Source organism: Streptomyces sp. NPDC058470 (genome assembly GCF_042721055.1).
GTDB lineage: Bacteria > Actinomycetota > Actinomycetes > Streptomycetales > Streptomycetaceae > Streptomyces.
This window is the reverse complement of the sequence record NZ_JBHXMF010000002.1, coordinates 158,579-183,538: the sequence shown is the minus strand read 5'-3', so window position 1 is coordinate 183,538 and position 24,960 is coordinate 158,579. Positions and strand designations below refer to the sequence as shown.

Sequence of the window (24,960 nt, the reverse complement as noted above, 5' to 3'; positions counted from 1 at the left end):
TCGGATCCTAAAGCGCCCGGGGCCCCGATCTGCCCAACTGCTTGAAGACGGCGGGCTGTCGTGGGCGCTGGTCAGCGGATGGCGCGGATCATCACGGTGAGTACCGGCGAGGCCGGTGACGGCTGGCTCTGTCCGATGTCCTCGTACCCCCACGACTCGTAGAGCGCGTGGACCTTTCCGTCGCCGGCGGCCGGGTTGACCATGAGCGTGATGTACGGCTCGTCGCGTGTGGCGAGGAGGGCGTCGTGGATGCGGCGGGCGGTGCCGGTCTTCCGCCAGTTCGGGCGGACGCCGATCTCCTTCAGGGCCACGGCCGGGCGCTCGGTGTACTTGTTCCCCGGCGCCGGGCTGGTGCGCTGCCAGTAGCGGTCGCCGTGCTCGATGGTGTTGCCGTAGGCGTAGCCGACCGGATGCCCGTCTGCGTATGCGAGGACGGCTGTGAACCCCGGCTCGGTGTTGTGTCGGTCCAGGCGCTCGCCGAAGGCGGTGACCGCGTAGTTCGGCAGGTGGAGGAGTGGGGCGCGCACGTCGGCGTACACGTCGAGGAGGTCGCCGCGGGCAGTGTCGAGCGTGGTGAAGGTACGCAGGTCGATGGCGGGTGCCGTGGTCATGCGGCCATCCTCCAGGCGGCGGCGTGCTCGGTCCAGGTCTGGGCGCTGGGGCTGCCCGGCGCGGTGGCACGCAGCGCGGCCCCGAACTCCTGCAGCATGCGCGTCACCCGGGCGTGCTGGGTAGCGGCGTCGGCGGGGACCTTCATCGCGGTGGCCGTGGCGGCTTCGGGGGCGCCCTGTGCGAGCTGGGCGTGTGCGAGCCGGGTCGTGGTGATGGCCCGGGACCTGAGCATGTGGGGTCGGAGGGCGTACAGGCAGCGGTGGGCGTGGTACTCGGCTGTCGAGTAGTCGCCGAGCTCCATGTGCGCTGACAGGGCCAGGGAGTCCAGCTCAGCCTGGTCGTAGAAGGCGAGCATCCATACCGGCCGGTAGTCGGCGGGGTCAGCGCGCAGCATCGCGTCCTGCGCCTGCTCGAACGCCCGGCGGGTGCCGGTACGGTCCTGTGCCGCGCCGTGGATCGCCCCTTGGCGGGCCAGGCCGAGGGACGCGAACAGGGGGTCCCTGCGTGTGAGGTGCAGGTTGCGGGCGACGTCGTTGGCGGCGAACGCGTCGGCGGGGCGGCCCATGTGGCGGTACATAGTGCCCGCGTGGCTCCAGATGCGGAACTTGATCTCCTGGTCGCCGGACATCTCGGCGAGCGCCTGCGCCTCACGCATGTGCGCCTTGGCGATGTCGTAGCGCCGGCCGTCGATGGCGGCCCACATCGCCGAGGAGCGGAACGCTGCTGCGGAGGCGTAGAGGCTGCTCCGTACGCGCTGGCTGGCGCTGCCGGCGTTCTGGAGGTTCAGGGCCTCGTCGGCGAGCGCGGCGGCCCGTTGCTCGATGCCGAGTTGGCCGCCGTGGCGGTGATCGCTGGCGATGATCTCGGCGAAGCGCTTCTGTAGACGGTCGACGTCGCTCATGCCGATCCGGCGCGTTGCGGTGCCGGGCGCGGCTGCTGCGGCGGCAGCCGCCGCGATCCCGCCGACGAGGGTACGGCGCTTCATGTCGGGATCCTCCTGCTGCGGTGGGGCCGGGGTGGACGGAGTCCGTCCCCGTGGCACGAACCCTAGAGCGATGGCGGGCAGACCGCTGATGTCCGCAAGTGCCTTGCGGGTAGCCGATTTGGGCCATGTGACCCGGCCTGCTTTCCAGTCCCGGACCGATGAGCCGTCGAGACCGCCATGCCGCCCGGTCAACTGCTCTAAAGCCCTGTTCACAGCATCAGCAAGGCTGTTGGAGCTGTAGCCGTGTTCGGCCATCCACGCCTCAAGAACGGTGTTGCGCGTGGTGTCCATACCCGCACGGTAGCTCTCCCGCCCCCTCACCGGCCAGGTAAATGGGAGGTCAAATCGCCCTAGGGCCTTCCGTGGGACAGACAGTTGATCGCCCTAATCGCCCTGTCCCGAAAGGGAGTTGTCTTGTTGTCGGTCGCTCGCCACGCCCCACCGTGCGGACGGCTGTTGACGGCCCAGCCCGCCCCTGAGGTTCCCCCGCAGGGGTGGGCCGGGCGCCGAGACAACCCGAAGGCTCCCCCGAATGACGAGTCTCACTACGCAAGTTCACGTCGCCTCTGTCGGGCACCCCGCCTATAGCCAGACCTTCCCCTGCGAGCCGTCCACGGCCGAGATCGGCCGCCGGCTCCTCCGGGACGTCCTCGGCATATGGCGCCTCGACAGCCTTGCCGACCACGCCGAGCTGATCATCACGGAGCTGATCGCGAACGCGGCCAGGCACACCCGTGCCAGGAGATCCGCCTGTTGGTCGAGCGGCCGAGCGCGACTCGGCTACGTGTCGGGGTGTTGGACCGGGCGCCGGCGTGCTTGCCGGCGCTCAGCCAGGCCGATGCCGATGACGAGTCGGGCCGCGGGCTGCTCCTCATCGACGCAGTCGCCGACCGCTGGGGATACGACCTGCACGGCTCGGACAGGCGGCCGTGGGGCAAAGAAGTTTGGGCCGAACTCCGTATCACGGACGGCGCGTGAAGACCCCGGCCGCAGCGAGCCCGCCGCCGCTCCCGCACGTCGCCCTTCTCCGCTCCGTCGGCAGACGGCCATGGATCGCGCCCTGTGCGCCCGCTCGCTGGGAGCAGGCGGCCGGTTGCAGTGGGATGGGCAACACACCCCCTTCTACGCGCGCGAGCCGCGCCTCGACCGCCTCAAGGCTCAGGCACTCGGCTCCTTCACGGGGCGGCGACAGGCGTCTGCTTGATCAGATTTCCGCCACACGACTTCCCGGTACGAGGCAGGCAGCCCGCGAGGAATTCCTATGCGGGTCACGTCCTCTCGTGCCGGGTGGGCCAGGAACCGTCCGGGGAGCAGGCCGTCCGGCAGCGCTCCGCGCGATGGGGCCTGGTGAGCACCACAGAGTCCAGCAACACGCCAACGAATAAAAGGAGTTGGAGCATGACCCGTAACCGCGTAGTTCCCAGCCGTACCGAAGTGCACCCGCAGACCCCGGGAACATCGGACGGCTTCGATCTGGACGTTTCTCTCGTCGAGATCGCCGACCCGGCGGGCCTGGTCAATCTGACCGACGACGGCTGCGGCTCCACCTGTGGAGCCTGCACCACCAACGTCGCCTGACCGGACCTCAGGTCACTCCGGGCTGGTGCCGCCGCGCCCCGGCGTGGCGGCACCAGCCGCCCATCCCCACGCCCCACGGAGGTAGTTGGTGATTGCTCTGCCCGCAGCGTTCCGAACCGGCACAACAGCTCTCTTGCGCGCCGTAGCCCGGCCGTCGCTGCCGGTTCCTCCGTGCCCTGACCTCGATGACCGCTCGCCCAGCAGCTTGGCGGCCTGTGTTACGTGGCTGCGGGCGGTCTGGGCGAACCAGGATGTCGCCGAGGCACTGCAACACTCCAGCCCGGTCCTGGCCGCGCAATTACAGGCGCTGTGCAAGGCCGAGCGGCCTCCTGTGCGGGACATACGGCGCGCGGCGCGGTCCGTAGCCCGTTATCTGCTGCGGGCCGAGCACCGGGCTACGCCTTTCGGCCTGTTCGCCGGCGTGACCACCGCAGGGTTCGGTCCGCAGGCGGGTTCGGGATGGGGCGCAGAGCATGTGGCCGTCGGCCGCGCCGGGGCTGAGTGGCTGGCCGCCGTGCTCGACCGGCTGGAGTCCTGCCCGGACCTCCTCGAACGGCTGCCCGTCGTCGTCAACAACACCGTGACCAGCCGGGGAGACCGGCTCATCGTGCCGTTCCAGCCCGACGTCCAGGACGACCGGACTCGCGCGGTCGAGACGTCCCTGGCCCTGACCGCACCGGTGCGCGCGGTCCTCGCCGTGGCCCGGGCGCCGATCCAGGTCGGAATGCTCGTGGACAAGCTCCGGGCGGAGTTCCCCGAGGCAGGGGCGGAGAGGGCGCGTCATCTGCTGGCGGAGCTGATCCGGAGGCGGGTGCTGATCACGAGCTTGCACGCGCCGAGCACCGAGACCGACGCCCTCGGCTATCTGCTCGGCCAACTCGACGCGATCGATGCCGGAACCCTCGCTCCGGTCACAGAGACGGTGCGCGAGCTTCGCGCGGTCTGGGCGGCCCTGGGGGAGTGCGCCACGCGCGGTGGCCGGGACAGCGTCGCAGCACGGATGCGGGCCCTCGTGCCCGGCCTGCGCAGACACCCCCTCGCGCTCGACCTGCGCCTGGACGCGCAGATTGTTCTGCCGGACGAAGTGGCCCGGGAGGTCGAGTGTGCGGCGCTCATCCTGACCCGGGTGAGCACCCGCCCGTACGGGACCGCGGCGTGGGGCGAGTACCACCAGCGGTTCTATGAGCGGTACGGCATCGGCACGATGGTGCCGCTCCAGGAGGTCGTGGCGTACAGCGGCACCGGATATCCCGACGGCTACCCGGGCAGTGCGGCCGGCGCGCGTCGGCCTCGCCTCTCCGCCCGGGACGACGTCCTCGTACGACTGGCGCAGGCCGCCGTACTCGACGGCCGCGACGAGGTGCTACTCACCGACGACTTGGTTGCGGCCCTGGACGTGGGGCCGGACGAGCCTCGGGTCCCACCGCACTTGGAGGTGGGTGTGAGGGTGCACGCGGCCAGCCTGGCAGAGTTGCAGAGCGGGCGATTCCGGCTGGAGGTCGTAAGCGTGTCCCGAGGCGTCGGCGTCTCCACGGGCCGGTTCCTCAGTGTGCTGACCCCCGTCGGCTGTGAGGCCCTGACCACAGAACTCGCCGACCTCCCGACTGCGGACAGCGACACCGTTCCCGCGCAGCTCTCGTTCCCGCCCCTGCTCCCTGGGAGCGCCCACGTCACCCGCGCCCTGCAGGTCCTGCCCACTGTGATCAGCCTCCAGGAACACCGCGCTTCGAAGGACGGCGTCCTCACTCCGGAGGACTTGGCGGTCGGGTGCGACGGCCGCCGCATGTATCTGGCCGCCCCCGACCGCGGCCACCGTGTCGAGGCCGTCGGGGTGCACGCGTTGAACCTGCTCACCCACACTCCGCCGCTGGTGCGATTCCTGACCGAGCTGTCCCGCGCCCAGTGCGCGCAGGTCACCGTGTTCGACTGGGGCGCCGCCTCGGCGATGCTGTTTCTTCCACGCCTGCGGTACGGGCGCACGGTGTTGGCCCCGGCAAGCTGGCGGCTGGATGCGTTCGAGCTGCCCGGCCGCGCCCGTCCTCGGGCCGAGTGGGACGCCGCGCTCACCGACTGGCGGGCCCGGCGGCGGCTGCCTCGCCGCGTCCACCTCGTGGAGGACGACCGACGCCTCTTCCTCGACCTCGACGAGGCCGGCCACCGGACGCTGCTGCGCCAGCACCTGGACCGTACGAGCCTGGCCGTGATCGTCGAGGCCCCGGAACCGGAGGCGTACGGCTGGTGCGACGGGCGAGCTCACGAGGTTGTAGTGCCCCTCAAGGCGACCCGGCCGCCGACGTGGCCACCCCTGCCCGCCCCAACCCAGGCCCGTATTCTCCGCCCGGCCCAGATCCAGACGCCCGCTTCCTCCCCCGTACTCCTGGCCGCTCTGTACGGAGACGCCCGCCGCCAAGACACCCTGCTTTCCCGGCACTTGCCTATCCTTCTCGAACAACTCGGCAGCCCGCCGTGGTGGTTCATCCGCTTCCGCGACCCGGACCAACACCTTCGCGTACGCATCGCACTCCCCGACCCAGACGCCTTCGCTGACACGGCCTGCACGGTGAGCGCCTGGGCTGACGAGCTGCGCGGCGTCGGCCTGCTGGCCGATCTGCGGTACTCCACCTCGTACCGCGAGATGGGCCGTTGGGGCTCCGGCGCCGCATGGGAGGCAGCCGAGGGGGTGTTCCGGGCGGATTCACGCGCTGTCCTGACTCAGCTCGCGCAGCCGCAGCGCCCCGGCCCGCGCGCGATGGTGGCGGCCCATATCGTCGCCGTCGCGTCCGCGTTCCTCGGTAGCGCCGAAGCCGGGATGAAGTGGCTGATCGACCACATTCCGCCGACAGCGCCCGAGCCCGTTCCGCGCCCGCAGTTCACCGAGGCCGTACGGCTCGCCAACCCGTCCGACGACTGGGCAGCGCTACGCCGTGTCCCAGGCGGAGACGCCATCGTGTCGGGATGGGTAGACCGGGATACGGCGCTCTCCGGGTACCGACCGCACCTGCCGGGCCCGGACACCCAGGGCATCGACGTCGACGACGTCCTGACCTCCCTGCTGCACGTCCACTTCGTGCGGCACGTCGCCGTGAACTTCCCCGAGGAAGAAGTGTGCCTCTACCTGGCGCGCGCCGCGGCTCTGGCCTGGACCGCCCGCACCGCCGGGAGGACCTCATGACCGCCCACCCTGCGCTCGGCCTGGTCGACGCCGTCGCTTTCCAGCTCGCCGACCCCTACAGGGCACCCTTCGGACCCCGGGCAACGTCCTCGGACCGGCAGCACCTCGCATACGGCCCTCCCGGTATCGCGCTCCTGCACATCGAGCGGGCCGCGAACGGCCTGGGACCGTGGCAGCGCGCCCACGACTGGCTGGCCGCCGCCTCGCGGGAGCCGTTCACCAGCGGTCCCGACAGTCATCCCTTCTACGGGGCGCCCGCCTTCGCCCATGCCCTGGCCTGCGCCGCCGACCACCTGCCCGGCTCCTACCGGCGCGCCCTGAACGCGATGGACCGGCAGATCGAGATCGACGCCGGACGCCGTCTCGACGCCGCACATCGTCGCATCGATGCCGGACGCCTGCCGGAGCTCGCCGAGTTCGACGCTATCCGGGGCCTCACCGGATACGGGGCCTATCTCCTGCGCCGTGACCCCGGCAGCTCCAAGATGCGCGCCGTCCTCGACTACTGCGTGCGCCTCACCGAACCGATCACACGCCAAGGCGAGACCCTGCCCGGCTGGTGGACGCAGACGGGCCCCTCGGGCAGCCCGGACGACGACCGATTCCCCGGCGGGCACGCCAACACCGGCATGGCACACGGCGTCGGCGGCGTGCTCGCCCTCCTGTCCCTCGCCGCCCGGAACGGCACCCTCGCCGAAGGACACCACGCAGCACTGCGCACCATCCTGGCGTGGCTGGACCGCTGGCAGCAGGAGACCAGCAGCGGACCGGCCTGGCCGTACTGGATCACCCAGGACGAGCTCCGTACCGGGCGCCTCGCCCCCTCCACGCCCCGGCGGCCCTCCTGGTGCTACGGCACCGCCGGCCTCGCCCGCGCCCAACAACTCGCCGCACTCGCCCTCGACGACACCGACCGCCAGATCGACGCAGAGAACGCGCTCGTGGCAGCCCTCACCGCTCCCGACCAGCTCAAGGCCACCACGGACAACGGCCTGTGCCACGGCTTCGCCGGTCTCGCCCACATCGCCGCCCGTACGGCCGACGACGCTCACCCCTCGACCGTGGGCCAACTCCGCGCCGCAATCCCGGCACTCCTGGCTGCGGTCCATCCGCCGGGCACCGACCCCGAACTCACTGCCACGGCGCTCATTCGGGACGAGGAACGGGGCCCTGGTCTGCTCGACGGCGCCGCCGGTACAGCCCTGGCCCTCATCGCGCTCAGCACCGCCGCACCGCCCCGGTCCGCCTGGGACGCCTGCCTGCTCATCGCCTGATCCGTCGACCGAAGGACCCCCCATGCCCTCCGACCGCTGGCAGCAGCACAACATCACCTTCGTCGACCGTGAGAGCGCCCGGCGCGTCATCGCCGAACGCATCGGCCCGGCCCTGATCACGGCTGAGGCCGACGGGCAGCTCACTGGCTGGTGGTTCATGAACAAGCAGCCCTGGCCGCTGCGTTACCTCGCTGAGCAGCCCTCACCGGTCATCGAGTCGCTGCTGAGCGATCTCGTCGGCGACGGTACGACCGTGTCATGGCTGCCGTACACCTACGAACCCGAGACCGACACGTTCGGTGGCCCGGCAGCCATGGACGCCGCCCACAAGCTGTTCCACAGCGACTCCCGTCACCTGATCACTTACCGGCCGAGCCCGGAGCACCTGGGACGCCGGGAGACCGCCACCCTCCTCGCGAGCGCCATGATGCGTGGTGCCGGACTCGACTGGTTCGAACAGGGCGACGTGTGGGCGAAGGCCGCCTCCCTCCGGCCGTCCACCTCCCCACTGCCACCCGAACGAGCCGCCGAACTTACCTCGGCCATGCGGAAGTTGATGACCGCCGATGCCCACGGCCTCTGCCGTCCGGACGGCCCGCTCCACACGCACGACGAATGGGTGACCGCCTTCGAACGGGCGGGAGCCACGCTCGCTGACCTCGCCAACCGCGGCGCTCTCACCCGCGGTCTGCGCGCCGTCATTGCCCATCACGTGATCTTCCACGCCAATCGCGCCGGTCTCCTCAGGGACGACCAAAGCGCCTTGTCCAACATCGCACGAGAGGTAGTCATGGGAACGAGCGACAACACCGCATCGCCCGCCGAAACCACGGTCGGCGCCGATAGCGTCAGCGCGGTGAACACTGACACAATCGCCACCCCCACAGCGGACGCCGAGCGCCTCCGCAACGCCTTGGTCGACCAGCTTCGCGCGGAAGGGCACGCCCGTACGATCGCCGTCGAGACCGCGTTGCGCACTGTGCCCCGCCACGTGTTCGTGCCCGAAGCGTCACTCGAAGACGCCTACGCCAACGCACCGGTGCACATCAAGTACGACGCCGACGGCACGTCCATCTCCTGCGCCTCCCAGCCGGGCGTCGTCGCCCTCATGCTGGACCAGCTCGACGCCCGGCCCGGCGGGCGCGTTCTCGAACTCGGCGCCGGCACTGGCTACAACGCCGCTTTGCTGGCCCACCTGGTCGGCGAGAGCGGGCACGTGACCACTCTGGACGTCGACGACGACCTCGTGGAGGGTGCCCGCGCGCACCTCGCTGCCGCTGGGATCACCAACGTCGAGGCAGTGACCCGCGATGGGGCCCTTGGCTACGCCGAAGGAGCGCCGTACGACCGGATCATCGCCACCGTGGGTGCGCACGGCGTGCCGCACTGCTGGCTGCAGCAACTCGCCCCCGGCGGACGGCTCCTCGTTCCCCAGCGTCTCAAGGGCAGCGTCTCCCGGTCCATCGCCTACGAGCAGCGCGACGGCCGATGGGTGTCCCTCGGGAGCGAGATGAACACCTTCATGCCGCTCCGGCGCGGCATCGCCGACGACGACCGCCGAGTCGTCCCGCTCAGCGCGGATGGCACCGTCCGGCTCCAGGCCCCCGCCGGGCAGAACATCGACGCCGACGCCCTCGCTGGTGTCCTGGACCAGCCGCGCACCGAGGAGTGGACCGGCATGACGGTCCGCGCCATGGAGTCGCCGGAGTGGATGGAACTGTTCCTCACCTGCTCCCTTCCCTCCGGCCTGATCCGGATGCTGTTCCCCCAGAGCGCCAAGGGCGGTCTGCTCACCGGGGACCCCTACCCCTCCTCAACCGCAGCCGTCGACAAGGGCGCTGTCACCTACCTGGCGCGGCGCCTGTCGGAGGAGAAGACCCCCGAGGGCGGCAAGCTCTGGGAGTTCGGCGTCATCGGCCACGGCCCCGGCAGCGACGAACTGGCCGCGAAGGTCGCCGCCGCCATCCGCACCTGGGACCGCGACTACCGCAGCCGTGAGGCCACGTTCGAGATCCAGACCCTCGACGCCTCTGCCATCGAGCAGCGCCCCGGCCTCTTCGCTCTCGACACCCCACTGAACCGCATCGTCGTCGACTGGCAGTGACACCCCATACGTAGCGGACGGTGCCCGCCGACGTGCGGCCGGCGGGCACCGTCGCCTCCGCTGCTCTCACCCACGCCCCGGGGGATCCATGGACCCGCACGGACCCGTAGCCCAGCGCTTCCCGCTCGTCGCCCGATTCCGGCCCGCCTGTCTGCCCCTGCCCGATCGCGTGCGCGCGCTCGTCGACCTGGCCGACACCGCCGTGAAGAAGACCGACCAGGGGCGTGCATCGGCCGTTTACAACCAGGCCGCGCTCATCGCCTCCGATCTCGGCCTTCCCGACCTCGCACGCGAGATGTGCCACCAGCACGCCGCCGTCTACCTCCACGCCTGCCCCCTGCCCGGCATGAGCGCGATCCGGGGACTGGAACCGGTCGTCAACCTGGCCCGCCTCCGGATCCGCGCCGGCCACGCCGATGACGGACGTCAGCGACTGCTCGACCTGTACGAGGCCGTCGAGGCAGGCACGGCTGCTCGATTCGACGGTGTCGCGGTACCGGCAGACCTCACCGCGACCGACGAAGACGGCCACGAGGTCCGCGCGTGGCTGTGGCGCGTGCTCCTCGCCGACGGCACGCGCACGCTCACCACCGAGGGACGTTGGGCCGAGGCCAAAGCACACATCGAAGCTCACCGCGGCGTGGGCAAGCGGATGCTCGACGGGCGCCAAGTCGCGGTACTCGCCGCTCTCGTCGCGGGTGACACTGCAGGGGCCACTGTCCTCCTCACCGATACGATGCCCGGCGATCCGTGGGAGCAAGCCGTCACGGCATGCCTGACCGTCCTGTGCCGCCGCGACGCCGGGCATCCGGTCGACGGCCACCTCACGGACCTGGTGACGACTTACTTGGAGAGGAAGACCGAACCCGGGATGACCGTCTTCGATATCCGGCTCGGACTTACCATCCTCGACGCGATCGGTTCCGCCGAGGCGCCCGGCGCGCGCCGCATCGTCGAGGAACTGCACCGCAGGACGACGGAGGCCGAAGACGGCTACGCGGCCCGCGAGAACCTGGCGCACCCTCTGTTCGCCGCACTCGCCACGGACCGGCGAGCACAGGAGTGCCGCGCTCTGGTGCGTGGCTGCGCCCTTGGGGCGGGGATCATCCCCGCCGAGCTGCAAGAAGAACTAACGGCCGCTTTACGCTGCAGCGACAGCGTGATCCGAAGAGACCTCGCGTGCTCCTCCGTGACCGGATAACAAGCTCCTGTAGAGAGATCTTGACGGACGCGCACACCTGGAAGGGCGTCCTGCCAGAGTTCGGCGCGACTCACCTTGCAATCGGACGTTGGCGCACGGCGCGGCCTCTGACATAAAAGATCAGCCGCCCGTCGGTCGAGTACTGTCCCGGCTTGTTGCAGTCTGAAGGCTTCGGTCCCAGGAGGCAGCCACAACAGCAGCGACGGCCGTAACGATGGCGATGCCCAGAGCTGATGACGCCAATGTGAAGACGGCTCCGATCCCGGCGGCACAGACAGTGAAGGCCACCAGGCGTAGTACTTGCCGCCGCCGCGCTTGCCGTTGTTGGCGGCGCTCCAAAAGAACCTCAGAAGCGACATGGTCCGGGGCGAAATCCCGCATACGGCCGTCGGCAAGGATCTTGAGGATTCGCTCCATTTCGAGCAAGGCTCGCTTCCCCTCGTCCGGCCGATCGAGTTCGACGCCGTCGCGCAGTTCGCGGACGAAGGCCGCTGCTGATGAGTAGTGAGCTACGACCTGCGGCATGGGAGTACGGCCGTCTGGCAGAGCGCGCTGCAAGGCGTACTGCTCCAACGCAATGGCGAAGCCCTCCAATGCCTGGACAGCCGAAACCTGCGGGGCACGAAAGGAGAGCTCGCCCGGTGGCTCGCACCCGGGCACGGCAAGCGGTTTGAGCAGAGCTTCGTACGCCCCACGGGCTCTGGCTGTCACGATGTCGGTCGTCCACCGCTGCATACCTTGATTAGCCACAAGCTGCATGACCACCATCGTGAGCACGATGGGCCAAAGCAGGACGCCCACGATGAAAGCTTCTTGCCATTCATGTGACTTGCCGCTGGCTACGGCGACTGCAAGGACCACGCCCGCAGGGACAGATGTTGCGGCTGGAACGCGCAGCTTCGCGCGGAACGTCCTCTGTGATGCCTGAAATAGAACGTCGTCTCGCTGCAAGTAGTTCAGAGTGGGCGGATCTGGGAGCGTGGCGTGGTCACTCGTATCAATCTTCCGTTCAAGATCGGCACGTCGTTCTTCCGCGCGGTTGATAGCCCACTTCCACCACAAGCGCTCCAGCAGGGTCCGGTTACTGTTGCTCTGGGACGTCGCGGTCGTTACTAGCAACAAGATCGACAGTGTCCAGACGGCGACGACGAGCCCGCCGAAATCCCCCTTGGTCAACCCTCTCCCTCTCTGCGACTTCACACCCGTCCCGGGCCAACTGCCATCACAAGTCCCTATGCCCCCGAGGACTTCGTCAACGCCTCAAGCCGAACGAACATCAACTCACGAACCACCCTCAGAGCTCGTCGAGAGTTGCCGGAGTGGCTGAACGCGAGAACCAGGTGTCCGGTGGCAACGCGAAGAGGCTATCCATACCCTCGATCAGCGCCGCCGTACTCGTGGCGGCTGCAAGGCCGGGATGGCCGCTCCGGTGTGGACCTGAGCCTCGGTGTGTGGCGCGGCGACGCTGCGGGCCAATGCTGCGCGCGCTCGTGCGCTGAGTGCTGGCCTTGCGCTGAGGCGTTGGATTCGCCAGGTCAGGACCCGCGCGGGGGAGTCTGCGTCGCCCAAGGCGCGCTGGTCGGCGACCTGCTGGAGAAGCCGCTCCGGGTCGTGTCCGGCTGCTTCTGCCTCGGCGAGGGCGGTGGTGAGGGCCGTGAAGGCGGGGTCTGCGATGACCTGCTCGGCGTGGTCGGGAACGACCTGGCGTAGGCGGCGGATCTGCCGCTCCACGGCCTGCTGGGGCGGTTGGCGCTGGGCGAGGGCGGCCAGCGGCGCGGCGGCGGCGTGGCCGTAGGCGGCCTGGAGGTGGAGCAGGGTCTGGTGGGCGGCGGTGACTTGCTGGTCGTGGCGGTGGAGTTGGTGCCAGCGGGCGGCGGCGATGACGACGAGGATCGCGGCGTCGAGGAACATCGCCACGACAGCTCCGTCCATGAAAGCGGGCTCGCGGACCATGGCTCGCACGGCGCCGCGAAGAGCACGGGCGTGGTGGTGTTCGGCCCGGATGCGGGAGCGGGTGGCACGCTCGAACGCGGTGGCTGCCTCTCGGAGTTGGGGCCGAAGGGTCTGGGGTACGAGGAGAGGAAGCGCGTCGAGGGCTTCGCCGAAGGCGGCGAGATGGGCCTGGGACGCTTCGTCGTCAGCCTGGTCGAGGCGGTGAGGGATGCGTTCGGCGGTGGCCGTGGCCTGGTGCCAGGGGTTGGACCTGCGTCGGCCGGGCTGATTGGTCGGCTGCGGCTCGATGTTCTCCAGGCGTTCCTGGATCCTGGGGAAGGACAGGTCCGGGGCGAGTTCGGAGCCGGAGAACCAGACGGGCTCCTTGTCGGCAGTGGCGGTGTCCTGGCTGGCGAACTTGTAGCCGCGTACGTCGCCGGAGGGGAAGTGGACGACCTCGACGAGCACGCCGTCGGTGTGGTTGAGCAGGTGGATGAACTCCTCGGTGCTGGTGGCGGCAGCCACGGCGGCGCGGATGGTGGCACGCAGGCGTTCGCGGGCGGGCTTGTCGTGGCCGGAGCGGCGGGCCTTCTCCTGCTCGGCGCGGGTGGGGCGCTTGGCGGCGGTGCGGTCTCCGCGTACGACTTGGAAGAGGCCGTATTCCTTCTCGATGACGGCGAGTTCGCGGTCGGCGGTGAGGTAGTCGTTCCAGTGGCGGGCGGCGCTCAGGTCGGCGCGGACCTTGGTGGCGGCGATGTGGATGTGGTCGGGGGCATGGCGGACGGCCACCCAGCGGCAACCGTCCGGATCGCCTTCGGGTGCGATGCCGGTGGCGGCCACGATGCGGCGCGCGATGTCGGCCCACTCCTCGTCGCTGAGTTGGCGGTCGGTTGTGGCGGCGCGGATGGAGCAGTGCCACGTGTGCTTCTCGGGGGCACGGCCGAGCCGCCGGGCCTGCTTGACGTGCAGGTTGAGGTCAGCCACGAGGAGCTTCTTGGTGACGTCGAAGTCGTCGGTGCGGCCGGGGTCGGGGGCGAAGCCGTCCCAGGAGGCGACGAGGTGGGGGTCGGTGTGGTCCTTGGCCTTCTTCGTGTCGAAGAGGTACCGGACCAGGCCCGCGGTGTCTTGGCCGCTGCTGATCTTCGCGATCATCGGGCCGCCTTCTTGCTGACGGCGTGGTTCGCGGCTGCTGCGATGTCCCTCACGGTCGTACCGACCGCGCCCAAGGTACGCCCGGCCTGGTTCAGGACGGCGGTGTCCCCAGAGTGTGGACGGTCACCGGAGTTGAGCTTCTTGGCGATCTGGTTGATGTTGTGGCCGATCTTGGCGACCTCGCTGCGCAGCGCGGTGAGTTCGTCGATGTAGTCGTCGAGCGGGGTGCGCTGGCCTGGCAGGGCGAGGTCGCCGTGGATGTGAGCCATGACGACGGCGCCGACGTAGTGGGCGCCTGCGATGTTCAGCGACCGGGCCTTGCGCAGGATCGTGGTCTTCTCGTCGACGCTGTAGCGCACGTCGACGCGCTCTTTGCGCTGCACGGCTTCGCGCTTACGGCGGCGGGCGACACGGTGCAGCGCGGCGGCGTCAGCGGCTCGCGACAGCGGAACGGCAGCGGTGTCGACGGGCTGTTCCCTCTCGGGCACCCCCTGGTGCCCGAGCACCTCCGCCACCCCCGGGGCGGAGGCTTCCCCGTTGGGCCGACCCTTGGACGGTCCAGCGGGATACCTTGCTGCGCTGTTAGGGGTGATGGTCATCTCCTGTTGGGTGGTGGGCAGTTCGTGGTGTGGGTCGTGCATGGGGCGGCTCTCCGTGATGCGTGGGGATCGGGATGGGGAGCGTTTCGGCGCGTCTGGGCCTTGGAGGCGGCTGACCGCGGTGTTCTGGCTGCCGTACGTGAAGGAGCAGGGTGCGGTGGCCCGCCGGAAGTCCGGAAGTAGTTCCGGACTTCCGGTAGGCCGGGCTGCGGGGACGTCAGGCGGAAGGCAGGAGCGAGGATGATGCCGCTTCGTGCTCCTCCGCGAGGAGCGCGGTCACCTTCGTCAGGCGCCCGTTGGGGACCTTGCGTCCGTGCACGTCCCGGATCTCCTCCGCGATCGCGTCACGGTCGACCTCGCCCATGCGCTCGACCACAGGGCGGGCCATGGCCAGCAACTCTTCGAGCGACGCATTTGGTGGCCGACCGGTACGCCGGGGTGTCGGAGCGGTCTGCGCCGGAACCTCATCGCCGGAATCCGGCGAGGGGGCAGCGAACATGCCGGGGTGGTCTTCGACAGGAGTCGAGGGCTGGACGCTGTCCCTGCCGTTGTGGCGGTGGGCGGGGGCTTCCTGGCGGTTGCCGGTGTTGGCCTCCTGGGGGTGGGGAGCGGGCTGGCGTCGGATGACGATGTAGAAGTGGACGGCGCCGGCCAAGGCGAGCGGGGGGATCGCGGACAGGACGCCCACGGTGACGTCGTCGAGGCGGAGGCCGTCGCTTGCGCGGGTCTGTTGGTTGAGGCGGACGGCGTGCAGGGCGTTGGCCCAGATGCTCGTCGCCGTAGCCAGGCCAACGAGCGCCCACACGTACGCGCGTGAGAGCCGTGGTGCGTTGCCCAGCATGAGCAGGGCGGCGACGCCGATGGCGATGAACCCGTCGATCACGAGTGGAAAGGCGTAGGTGAGCAGCCCGCGGATGTGGATGGCGACGGCCATCTGCCGCAGGGCGTCGTAGGAGAGAGCGAAGGCGAACGCGGCGAGCAGGGCGATGCCGACGCGGATCGCGGAGTGCGCGGTGACGGTGGGGAAGGCCAAGCGGAGGTACTCCAGGTGAGGCTGGGCGGCGGCTGTCGGCGCGGGCAGGGGAGGCCGCCGTGAGGTGTGGTGTCTCGTACCACTCGTCGCATGCCTGGTCAGAGCAGGTACGAGTGGCGTGGTGATGTCGAGACGACTCGTTGCGGGCTTGTCACTCGTCCCCGCGCTGACCTGGGCGGGGACGAGTGCGACGAGACAAGTCGGGTCAGGCCGCGCTGTCAGGAAGTGGCTCGGCTTCTGGTCGGGTGGGCTCGGCCGCAGGCCCCGGTTCGGGGCAGTAGCGGGCCCAGGTGTCGAGGAATTGGTTGCGGGCGAAGCCCTTGGCCTGGATGCCGTCGGGGAAGCGGCGGTTGGCCGAGCCGATGCCGTAGGGCTGCAGAAGCAGTTGCAGGCCGCGCGGCGTCAGGCCGTTGGCGCCGTACTCCGCCCACGGTGCTTCCTTGTCCGCGTTGAGGTGTTCCAGCAGGCGCCTGGTGCCCAGCACCGCCGGGTCGTTCTCGGCGGCGAAGGCCCGGCGGATGCCGACCAGAAGGCGGGTGCGCAGACCGCCCTCCTCGTCCTGCCCCGCCTCGTAGTCGGTCATGACGCGGCAGGCGGTGCGGGCGAGCGCGGGCCATTCGCCTCCGGCGAGATCGGCGATGACCACCAGGGGTTCCCAGGTGTCGGCCGCGCGGTTCTCGACTGGCATGAGCGGCTCCATCTCCAGCGCCCACTGGTACAGCGGCTGGAGCCAGGCAGAGAGCCGGTCGCGGATCGCGTGCAGGGCGGGGGTGTCGCGGTGGGTGCGGAAGTACGCCACTTTCTCGCCTCCCGCCCGGCGCCGCATCCGGATGACCACCGACCGGTCCATCACCGTGTCGGGCAGATCACCGATCCCGGCAAGCGCCGCCATGGCGAACGTAGGGAAAGCGGTGGGCTTGTGCTCGGGCCCGGTCACCCGGAGCGTGGGCCGGTTGCGCTGGTGACCGGCGTTGATCAGGCCGCGCACCTCCTCGTTCTTCTCCGCCGCCTTGACGGTGCCGAAGAGAGTGTCGGCCTCGTCCACCAGGAGGCTCGGCGGGTCCTCGTCGTCGATCGAGCGGAAGATCGCCGCCGGGCTGGCGTTGACCGTGATCAACGGGTTGCACACGGTCTCGGTCAGCATGTCCAGCAGCCGTGACTTGCCGCACCGCTTCTCCGGAGCCACGATCGCCAGACGTGGTGCGTGCTGCCACGCGCGCTGCAGGTGCGTCGCCGCGATCCACAACGTGACCGCAGTGAGGGCTTCCTCGCTCGGCATCACCACATACCGCTTGATCTGCACCCGCAGATCAGCCAGGATCTGCGCGCCCTCGGGCAGCGGCCCTGCTGAGGACGCGTCGTCCCGGTCCCCGTCTGCGGGAGGTGCAGCGGGGATGGCCAGCTGGCCGGCGATGGCGACGACGGGTGGCAAGCCGGGCGTCGAGGATGAGGTGGGGGCGGTGGAGGACGTAGGTTCGTCCACAGGCGTTCCTCCCTGGTGGGCCGGACGGGCAAGCCCGGCCCACCGGATCGATCATTCATGGGTGATGGGGCAGGGACTCTGCGGCTCTCGGCGCTGGCTCGCCGAGGGCCGTTTCGTTGTCCCGGAAAGGTGACTTCAGACGGCGAGGCGGTACGCGGACTGGGAGTTCACCCAGGCGTCCACCTCGGACCAGCGGTAGGGCAGGTGACGGCCGACCTTGTGGACGTTGGGGCCGATGCCCCGGTACTTCCACTGGTAGAGGGTCTTCACGGGCACGCCGAGGTAGACGGCGACCTCGGCCGGGCTGGCGAGCGGGCCGCGCCTGGCAGCCTCGGCGATGGCAGGGGCGTTGGTATTGCGGGAGGAGGTATTCGGCACAGGGCTCCTTTTCGGTCTTGGACATCGGGCCTGGACAACACAGCCACACCCCAGGCGGAAAAGTCCAGAGTTGGTTCTTAAACTCTCCAGCACTTCTCTGTGTTACCGGTGATTCCAAAACAGCAAGTGCGGATCCCCGGTTGCCGAAATCGCTCCAGCGGATGCAGAAATTTTCTGCGGCGAACCGACCGCCGGAAGGGTCGGAATCCGGTACCTCCGCAGCTCAGATGTTATGACTGGCAGTCGTAGGTGACACGGCCAGCCCACCAGGCATCGCGTCCGAAAATAGTTCAAATCGCCCAAATCTGGGATGTGGAGGGAAGATAGCACGGCTTTCCAAGTGAAAAGGCTCGCGATGTACCGGAATTCAATGAGACGAACACCACTTTGCCCCGGAACGACTTTTGGAGAGTTTGAGAACTAACTCTTGCCATAACGCCAGGCCGCAAGTTACAGCTATCTGTCATGGCATCCCGACCTGTCGAAATAGGCCCCGCCGGCCTCCACTCCGCCCGCGCTATCGAGTGCATACGCCTCGCGCGCGGCCTGACCCAGCACCAGCTCGCCGCCCGCTGCACCGCAATGGGCCGCCCGATGACCAACACCGCCCTCAGTCGTACCGAACGCGCCCGCCGCCGCTGCGACATCGACGACCTCGTCACGATCGCTGCGGCTCTCGGTATCGCGCCGGTGGCCTTGCTGCCGCTGTGGACCGTTCACGGTCCCGTGTCCCGCTTCGGTGGGTCCCTCGACGACGTCCAGGGGGCCCTTCTTGGCTGACGTGTACGACCGTTGGCACAAGTCCCACCCCAAGCCGACCGAGGCCGAGTGCGGCGAACACAAGAGCCGCACCAAGCTGATGGTCCCCACCGCCGACCACGGCATCGGCAAGCGCTGGCAGGTCCGCTACCGCGACCTGGACGGCCGCCAACGCAAGGAGAACTTCTACACGAAGGCGGAGGCGGACAACCGCGCCGCCGAGGTCGACGTCGAGATTCGTCGCGGCTCCTACGTCGTCCCTGCCGAGACGAAGCAGACGCTCGGCGCCTACGCGCAGAAGTGGCTCGACGCGAACTCCGTCGGCCCGACGACCGCCCTCCGCTACGAGGCGACCGTCCGCAACCACATCGTCGTGCAGCTCGGACAGCGCGAGCTGCGGTCCCTCAACCAGCCCTCGATCATCCAGGGTTGGATCCGGACGCTCCAGGACAGCGGCCTTGAAGTGTCCACGATCGAGGGCATCTTCGACATCCTCTCCAGCATCCTCGGCGCGGCCGTGGAGGACGGGTTGCTGCCGAAGAACCCCTGCAAGGCGAAGTCGGTCAAGCTGCCGACGGCGACCAAGAAGAAGGTCATCCCTTGGTCGTTGGAGCGCGTACGCGCCGTCATCGCCGGGCTACCGAAGCGCTTCCAGGCAGGCGGCAAGCTCGCCTTCGGCTGCGGCCTGCGCCAGGGCGAGGTGTTCGGCTTCGCCGTCGAGGACATCGACTTCAAGGGCGGCTGGATCCACGTCAACCGCCAGGTGCGGCTCGTCGGCACGAAGGCCGTCTTCGCCCTGCCCAAAGGCAACAAGATCCGGTCAGTGCCCCTGCCGGCTCAACTTGCCGCCGCCTTGAAGGCCCACATGAAGGAGTTCCCGCCCGTCGCCGTCACCCTGCCCTGGGCCAAGCCGGACGGTGAACCGAAGACCTTCCGCCTCCTCTTCGTCGACGAGAAGAGCCGGGCCTACAACCGCAGCGTCTTCAACATGGGCGCCTGAAAGCTCGCCCTGGCCGCCGCCGGCGTGATCCCTCCCTGTGAACGCGGCGCGAGGTACCTCCAGGCAGCCCCGGAAGACGGCATGCACGCCCTCCGGCACGCGTACGCCTCCGTGCTCCTGGACGCGGGGGAGAGCATCAAGGCGCTCTCCGAGTTCCTGGGCCACTCGGACCCCGGCTTCACGCTGCGCACGTACACGCACCTGTTGCCGTCCAGCGAGACCCGCACCCGCAAGGCGATCGACGACGCCCTCACCGAGGCCAACGCTGAAGACCGAGGCGGCACTTCCGGTGGTCAGGGCGCATCCGCGCCTACGCCGAAACCAACGTGCCCGCGTTGCGCACTGGCCGCCTGACGGCCTCTTCCGGCACATGACGAGGGTGGGGCTGTGAGTGGGACGGCACGCATCGACTGGCCGTGTTCACCACTCAGACTGCTGCCAGCACGCTCCCCCCAAGGGCAATCGTTCCGAAGAGGAAGCAGACCAGTCCTGTCCTGATCCACCGGTGCTTGGCCGCGGCGATGTCGCTCGTGTTGCGGAGTGCGATCACCAGGCCGGACATCTGCTCCTCTTCGGTGGTGCGCAGAGCGTCGGTGAGTACCCCGGAACCTGCGGCTCGACGGATGTCGAGGAAATACGTCAGGGGACTGCCGGTCTGCCACTGGCTCGCCCGGTAGCGGGGAGCTGTCGCGAACAGTAGAAAGCCCAGTGCAAGAGCCCAGGTCAGGCCACTGGCTACGCCCAGGGGCCGGCTGAAGCCCGTGGCCGGCATCCTGCTCCAGTACGTGCTCAGGACGACTCCGGCACACACTCCCAGCGCGCCGATGAGAACGGATGCTTTGGTGTCGGCACGACCGATTTCGGCTCGTACCTCGGCCAGCAGGCGTTCCGCTGCATGTACCCCCGCGGGATCGGAAATGAGCCGTGGTGTGGGCTCGTGAGAGGAGGACGTCGTGCTCGTGACACCTGTCATCTTCGGTACTCCTGACATTGGTTCCGGAAGGAGACAGCTCCTGCCGCCGTCAGATCACGGCAAGCTGGACCACAGCAGCGCACCGGCCCCCAACAGGCCGCCCCACAGCGCGCCGCGGTGACCGAGCCGGCCTACTGCCTCTCGCAGCGCCGACAGCACCGTGCTCACGCAGCGGTGCCCGGCGCTTGCGACGGCGCACACCGCGTCTCCGTAGGTGTAGGCGAAGGGGGCGGCATGACCGGAAACACGGCGCTGCGCCCGGGTCCAGCAGTATTCGGGCAACAGGAGTCCGACGACCATGACGTTCACCGCATACTCCATGCCAGTCTCCAGGTGGGTCAGCAGCGGCACGGCAGCCCATCGGAGCAGCACGTAGCAGGCGACGCCGACGATGAGAGCAGGCACGAGGGCCCGCACGACGTCCGAGGGCGTGGTCACCGTCCGTCTCCGGACGCGTCCGGTTGCTCGTCCTGGCCGCTGGGCCCCCGCTCCAGCTGTTCCCGGTAGAGGGGGTGTTTGCGCGTCCGTCCCCGGCCGGCGTCGTTGAGTCGCTCCTTCACAGCCGCCAGAGCCGCCCGCGAGGCATCCTCCAGCATATGATCCTCAACTGCTCCGGAGTCGAGGACCCGCTCGATGACGCGGATCTGGTTGACGCTGGCCTCGCGCTCGTCATCGCGAATGGATTCGATCGCGAGCGGGATGTCCCCCGGGTTCTGTGCCAGGTGCGCGCCCCAGCGCTCGAACTCGCCCTGGGACAGCAGCCGAGCGTAGAAGGAACTGCTTTCCTCCATGACTTCCTGTTCGTTGTGGGTGCGCAGCCGGGTCAGTTCGTGCTCGCTCCGCGTCCGCTGTTTGGTGTAGTCGAGGGAGCGCAGCGAGGACAGTTGACCGATCGCCTCTTCGTCGAGGCTGAGCCGCACTTCGCATTGGATGTCCAGCCCCTTGTCGGCGGCCAAGGGTGCGGCGGCCAGCGCCTCTATCACCGCGATCTCGGCCGCGGCACTCTCCTCGATGGCGTACCGGCGACTTTCCCGGCGCATCTGGGTCAGCAGGCGGGGCTCCAGCAGCGCGCGAACGTCACGGATCTGCTGCTCCACGACCTTGGCGGGGTCGACGACCCGCCAGGTCAGATCAGTCTCCGCGGAGAAGAACGCGGCATCGCCGTCGCTCGGGAGCCGGTGTTCCAGAGACATGTGCTGAATGCCCATGTCCACTTCGTACAACGTGCGGAAGTTGCTGGTCACCAGCTCTCCGCGGGTGGGCTGTTGATGCGGGAGATACGTCTGGGGTCGTCCTCCGGACGTCAGGAATACCAGTGCGCGTTCCGCGTAGGTCGGTGGCCGGTTGCGTACGTATTCGAATCGGCCCAGGCTTCGTACCTGGCGGACAGGGTCGTTGACGAGTGCCATGCGTTCTCCTGCTTTCGGGACACCGCATACGAGGCGGTGATTTGCGTGAGGCGGCGGTTTGTCTGCTCCGGGAGGAATCGGTGATGACGGATGTGCTGTCACAGAGGACGGGGCAGTGCCGCGGGGTCGGAGAGAGCGGCATGAAGCCGGGCGGCGGTGGAGCCCCGGACTCCGCTCGGGGCGTCGAGCCGGCGCAGGAGGAAGTCCAATCGCTCCCAGTCGTTCTGGGTTTCGACCAGCAGAGGAAGCAGCCCGCCCAGCGCCGATTCGACGTCCGACACAGTGTCGTATCGCTCCGTCTCGTCGAATGGCGCCGCGTCCGTGAACGTGCGGTGCTGTGCCGCTTTTACGGACGCGCGGTCCGCGACCCGGACCCAGCGAACCAGTTCGGCACGTGCCGCTTCGCGATGGGAACGATTGCCCAGCAACGCCCGCCACATCACGACGACGTACCGCCGGGCGCGGGCGTCGTGGTCTGCCAGCCACAGCAGCCTCGGCCACGCGGTCGCCTCGGCATCCACGGCCCAATGACGCCTGCGCGCCCCCCGCAGAAATCCTGCTGCCGCCAGTTCCTGCAGGGGACCTCGGCTTGCGTGCCACTGCACGAGCCGCTCCAGGACGATGACGGCTGCGGGCCCCTGGAGCAACGCCTCCAGGGCCTGCTCGAGCGCTGACTGCAGCGCGCTGTCCGGCGCCGGTCCGGTCGCGGCCATCCGTCCGATGTCCCGGAGTGCGCTGGTCGCCGTGGCGCCGCCCAGCAGGGCGTAGGAGCGGGTGGCCGTCCATCTCCGTGCCGAGTCATGCCGCTTGCTCCAGTTGGAAAGCAGGCGCCTGACCGCAGTGTCCATACCGTGTTCGGCGGCGGTGTACAGCGCCCATGCGGCGAGCTGTCGCTGCATCGGCCGCGACGAAGAACCCCACTGGTTGAGGAAGTTGTCGAAGGCGTAACTGAAGTCCGCGGCTGCCAGCACCCCCGATGCCACCGCGGCTCGGAGCCGTACGAAGACCCGTCGGTCCGTCACGAGGGTGTCGAGCCAGGCCAGCAGGGGCTTTCTCACGGCTGGGTGGCTGGTCCAGACGTGGCGCAGGACGGTGCTCCAGAGGGAGCCGTTCCGGAATGCGACGACCCGATCGGGCAGGGGTCCCCATGCAGTGTCGGTCTCATCGTCGTATTCCTGGGCCCTGGCTAACGTCAACCGGTCCGCCGGGGATGAACCGAAGACGGGATATCCAGCGGTGCGATCGGGTTCCTCGACGGTGCGTAGCCGTATGTAGAGGAGGTCTCCGAGTTCGGCCACCAACGGATATGGCAATCCGTCGAATACGGCGAGCGAGATCAGAAACGCCTTGTCGCGCAGTGTCGCTCCGCCTGATTTGTCGCCTTCGCCGAACCACCTGCTGGTGATCTCCTCGGCCGATGTACGGCCGTACCCAGACAGCTCTTCGTCGTCGCAGCGGCCCGCTGCGTACTCCACGAGAAGCCGGGCGAAGCCCGCGGCCTCCCCGGGCGACGGGCCGACGCTCAAGTACCGTACCGTCGGCTCCAGTTCGAGCAGACGCCGGGCCGTGTCGGCCGCCACGGCGCCATCGGACGGCCCGTCTGTCGCCGAGTGCCGGATCGCGTGCAGCAGGTGGGCTCGTGTGATGTCGGCGGCCGGAGGCGGTTCCCAATCATGCGCCGTCACGTCCTCCATGGCCGTGCCGTGCGCTGCGACGACGACGAAGAGTCCGTCGTCCCCGAGACGGCGGCGGACAGCGTTCAGATGGATGTCCCGCAACGGACTGTCCTGGCTGGTGATCGGATCCACCACCACATGGACCCCGCCGGGCTGGACATGGTCGGCGAAATCCGCCGACTCTGTACCAGGATCCAGCGCAATCACCTCACCTGCCTTCGGGCCGGCCTGCATGAGCATGCGCAGGGCTGCGGTCCTGCGGCCGGTGCCGGGCCGCCCGCGCAAAACGAGGATGCGATGGGCGGTGAGTTCCGAACACAGCTCGTCATACCGCCGATTCGGTGCGAACGTCTCGGCCAGGTAGTCGAGTTCCGCCGCTGGCAGGGGACCGACGGTGTGCAACCGAGGCAGAGGGTTTTCGTGCAGGTGCACATCGACGCGCTTGTCGCCTGCGACGACATCGCCGGACACCCGGGTGTCTCCCATGACATTGGCTCGCCCCGACTGCAGATGCGGAGCAAGAACGAAGAGCTGCTCGATGGCCTCCCATGACTCCGGGGCGGGGTCCTCGTCCGGTGGCGGTGCCCCCACGTCCCCGGTATCGGCGGGCCGCCCGGGATCTTTCTCTGCCTCGGGTCCGGCGCCGACGTCCTCGGGGTCTAAGGGGGCTTCCACGTGCTGGTTCACTGTCCGCTTCCTTCCACGCCACGCTGCCGGGCCGACTCGGCGGGGCCGGTACCAACGCGCTTGTCACCCGCAATGGCGTCCCCGGCGATGCTCGCGGTCCCGAAGAAGAAGTTGCCGGTGCGCGTGTGCAGCGCCGGAACCCGAGCCGCATCGGCCGAGTACTCGGACTTGGGTACCGGCGCGTCCGCCTGAGCGGGGACGGACGATGCGGTCGATTCGGCGGCGGGCTGCTCCAACCGAGCGGTGCGGGTGTGCCGCCGCGAGTTGTCGTGATACCAGCCTGTCAGCGTGGCACCTTCTTTACTGTCGACGGTCAGCGGGTGGAAGTACTCGGGCCGGACACCGGGATGCGCATGACGCACCACACCCTGATATACGGCGTCGGACACGCACAGGACACCCGGCTCTGACGTCGCGGCCAACTCCTTTCGCAGCGCTGGTGCGTCCAAGAGCCGGAAGGCGTGGACGAGGTCCGCGCCGACCGCACCGAACTCGTCCAGTGCCACCTCGCCGGTGTGGACGACGATCCGCAGCCTGATCCGAGCGCCCTCGGCGGCCAGCCGGTTGGTGCTGACGAGTTGCTCAGGTGTCGCCGTCAGCAAGGCCCTGAGCAGCGCGGGCTTTGGCACGGCCGGATCGATGAGGACGAAGACGCCGTCGCCGCGGTCCTCGCTGCGGTACTCGGTCGGCTCGATGGCAGCAGCCGACAGGGTCTCGTGGAGGACCGTGTACAACATGCGGTGAATGACGGCTTGTTCGCTGTCACGTCGCCGCCCTGATCCCTCCATGTCCATGAGCAGGATCGTCTTGTTGCTGGGTTCCGCCATGCGTGTCTCCTCGGGTGTGCGCGACCGTCGCGTCAGGTCAAAAGCGAAGTGCGAGAGTGGGGAATCAACTACCGGCCCGACCGCCCTGGCTGGTCCGAACCGCTCCATGCCCAGGCTTCAGCAGCG

General features: G+C 69.0%; 19 protein-coding genes and 2 pseudogenes. 8 read left to right on the top strand and 13 right to left on the bottom strand.

All coding sequences use genetic code 11. From position 1 onward, the window contains the following. Positions 1–71: 71 nt before the first annotated feature. Both ACFWP7_RS02230 and ACFWP7_RS02225 read right to left on the bottom strand, forming a co-directional pair. Positions 72–611 (bottom strand): GNAT family N-acetyltransferase, encoded by a 540-nt coding sequence (locus tag ACFWP7_RS02230; RefSeq protein ID WP_384374581.1) that lies wholly within the window; start codon positions 609–611, stop codon positions 72–74. Next, complete coding sequence (locus ACFWP7_RS02225) at positions 608–1,888, bottom strand: XRE family transcriptional regulator (protein ID WP_384374578.1); 1,281 nt, start codon at positions 1,886–1,888, stop codon at positions 608–610. The genes ACFWP7_RS02230 and ACFWP7_RS02225 overlap by 4 nt, the downstream gene beginning before the upstream one ends. 241 nt (positions 1,889–2,129) lie before the next feature. Between ACFWP7_RS02225 and ACFWP7_RS02220 the strand changes: the two are divergent. From ACFWP7_RS02220 to ACFWP7_RS02195, 6 genes and pseudogenes are all read left to right on the top strand, one after another. Beyond that, positions 2,130–2,575, top strand: a pseudogene (locus ACFWP7_RS02220) (ATP-binding protein). Positions 2,576–2,995: 420 nt separating this feature from the next. Next, entirely contained in the window at positions 2,996–3,175 is a 180-nt protein-coding gene (locus tag ACFWP7_RS02215) for an FxLD family lanthipeptide (protein WP_384374575.1), read from the top strand. A gap of 205 nt (positions 3,176–3,380) precedes the next feature. Further along, entirely contained in the window at positions 3,381–6,347 is a 2,967-nt protein-coding gene (locus tag ACFWP7_RS02210) for a lantibiotic dehydratase (protein ID WP_384374572.1), read from the top strand. Further along, entirely contained in the window at positions 6,344–7,621 is a 1,278-nt protein-coding gene (locus ACFWP7_RS02205; protein ID WP_384374569.1) for a lanthionine synthetase C family protein, read from the top strand. Before ACFWP7_RS02210 ends, ACFWP7_RS02205 begins: the two co-directional genes overlap by 4 nt. A gap of 22 nt (positions 7,622–7,643) precedes the next feature. Beyond that, positions 7,644–9,725, top strand: coding sequence for a methyltransferase, FxLD system (gene fxlM / locus ACFWP7_RS02200; RefSeq protein WP_384374566.1), 2,082 nt, complete (start codon positions 7,644–7,646; stop codon positions 9,723–9,725). Positions 9,726–9,813: 88 nt separating this feature from the next. Then, positions 9,814–10,926, top strand: a complete 1,113-nt coding sequence (locus ACFWP7_RS02195) for a hypothetical protein (protein ID WP_384374563.1) — start codon at positions 9,814–9,816, stop codon at positions 10,924–10,926. A gap of 120 nt (positions 10,927–11,046) precedes the next feature. On the opposite strand, the gene ACFWP7_RS02190 is transcribed toward ACFWP7_RS02195, so the two are convergent. The 6 genes from ACFWP7_RS02190 to ACFWP7_RS02165 form a co-directional block, all read right to left on the bottom strand. Continuing rightward, positions 11,047–12,102 carry a hypothetical protein gene (locus ACFWP7_RS02190; RefSeq protein ID WP_384374560.1) on the bottom strand — a complete coding sequence of 352 codons (1,056 nt, stop codon included), beginning with the start codon at positions 12,100–12,102 and terminating at the stop codon, positions 11,047–11,049. 204 nt (positions 12,103–12,306) lie between these two features. Then, entirely contained in the window at positions 12,307–14,010 is a 1,704-nt protein-coding gene (locus ACFWP7_RS02185; protein WP_384374557.1) for a relaxase/mobilization nuclease domain-containing protein, read from the bottom strand. Further along, positions 14,007–14,651 (bottom strand): plasmid mobilization relaxosome protein MobC, encoded by a 645-nt coding sequence (mobC, locus tag ACFWP7_RS02180; protein WP_384374554.1) that lies wholly within the window; start codon positions 14,649–14,651, stop codon positions 14,007–14,009. The genes ACFWP7_RS02185 and mobC overlap by 4 nt, the downstream gene beginning before the upstream one ends. Positions 14,652–14,826: 175 nt before the next feature. Next, on the bottom strand, positions 14,827–15,642 hold the full coding sequence (locus tag ACFWP7_RS02175) for a DUF2637 domain-containing protein (RefSeq protein ID WP_384374551.1): 816 nt from the start codon (positions 15,640–15,642) through the stop codon (positions 14,827–14,829). 205 nt (positions 15,643–15,847) lie between these two features. After that, positions 15,848–17,125 (bottom strand): DUF3631 domain-containing protein, encoded by a 1,278-nt coding sequence (locus ACFWP7_RS02170; RefSeq protein ID WP_384374548.1) that lies wholly within the window; start codon positions 17,123–17,125, stop codon positions 15,848–15,850. A 135-nt stretch (positions 17,126–17,260) separates the two neighbouring features. Then, on the bottom strand, positions 17,261–17,503 hold the full coding sequence (locus ACFWP7_RS02165; protein ID WP_384374545.1) for a helix-turn-helix transcriptional regulator: 243 nt from the start codon (positions 17,501–17,503) through the stop codon (positions 17,261–17,263). Between the two features lie 465 nt (positions 17,504–17,968). Here ACFWP7_RS02165 and ACFWP7_RS02160 point away from each other — a divergent pair, with 465 nt between their 5' ends. Both ACFWP7_RS02160 and ACFWP7_RS02155 read left to right on the top strand, forming a co-directional pair. Next, on the top strand, positions 17,969–18,283 hold the full coding sequence (locus ACFWP7_RS02160; protein ID WP_384374542.1) for a helix-turn-helix domain-containing protein: 315 nt from the start codon (positions 17,969–17,971) through the stop codon (positions 18,281–18,283). Position 18,284: 1 nt separating this feature from the next. Further along, a pseudogene (locus tag ACFWP7_RS02155) lies at positions 18,285–19,616 on the top strand (tyrosine-type recombinase/integrase). Positions 19,617–19,689: 73 nt separating this feature from the next. On the opposite strand, the gene ACFWP7_RS02150 reads toward ACFWP7_RS02155, so the two are convergent. The 5 genes from ACFWP7_RS02150 to ACFWP7_RS02130 all read right to left on the bottom strand — a co-directional run bounded on the left by ACFWP7_RS02150 (position 19,690) and on the right by ACFWP7_RS02130 (position 24,834). After that, a complete protein-coding gene (locus tag ACFWP7_RS02150; protein WP_384374540.1) occupies positions 19,690–20,235 on the bottom strand; it encodes a Pycsar system effector family protein in 546 nt (181 codons plus the stop codon). A 54-nt stretch (positions 20,236–20,289) separates the two neighbouring features. Beyond that, on the bottom strand, positions 20,290–20,673 hold the full coding sequence (locus tag ACFWP7_RS02145) for a hypothetical protein (RefSeq protein ID WP_384374537.1): 384 nt from the start codon (positions 20,671–20,673) through the stop codon (positions 20,290–20,292). Further along, a complete protein-coding gene (locus ACFWP7_RS02140; RefSeq protein WP_384374534.1) occupies positions 20,670–21,644 on the bottom strand; it encodes a hypothetical protein in 975 nt (324 codons plus the stop codon). The genes ACFWP7_RS02145 and ACFWP7_RS02140 overlap by 4 nt, the downstream gene beginning before the upstream one ends. 98 nt (positions 21,645–21,742) lie before the next feature. Then, entirely contained in the window at positions 21,743–24,007 is a 2,265-nt protein-coding gene (locus ACFWP7_RS02135; protein WP_384374531.1) for a hypothetical protein, read from the bottom strand. Next, a complete protein-coding gene (locus ACFWP7_RS02130) occupies positions 24,004–24,834 on the bottom strand; it encodes a hypothetical protein (RefSeq protein WP_384374528.1) in 831 nt (276 codons plus the stop codon). The genes ACFWP7_RS02135 and ACFWP7_RS02130 overlap by 4 nt, the downstream gene beginning before the upstream one ends. Positions 24,835–24,960: the final 126 nt, after the last annotated feature.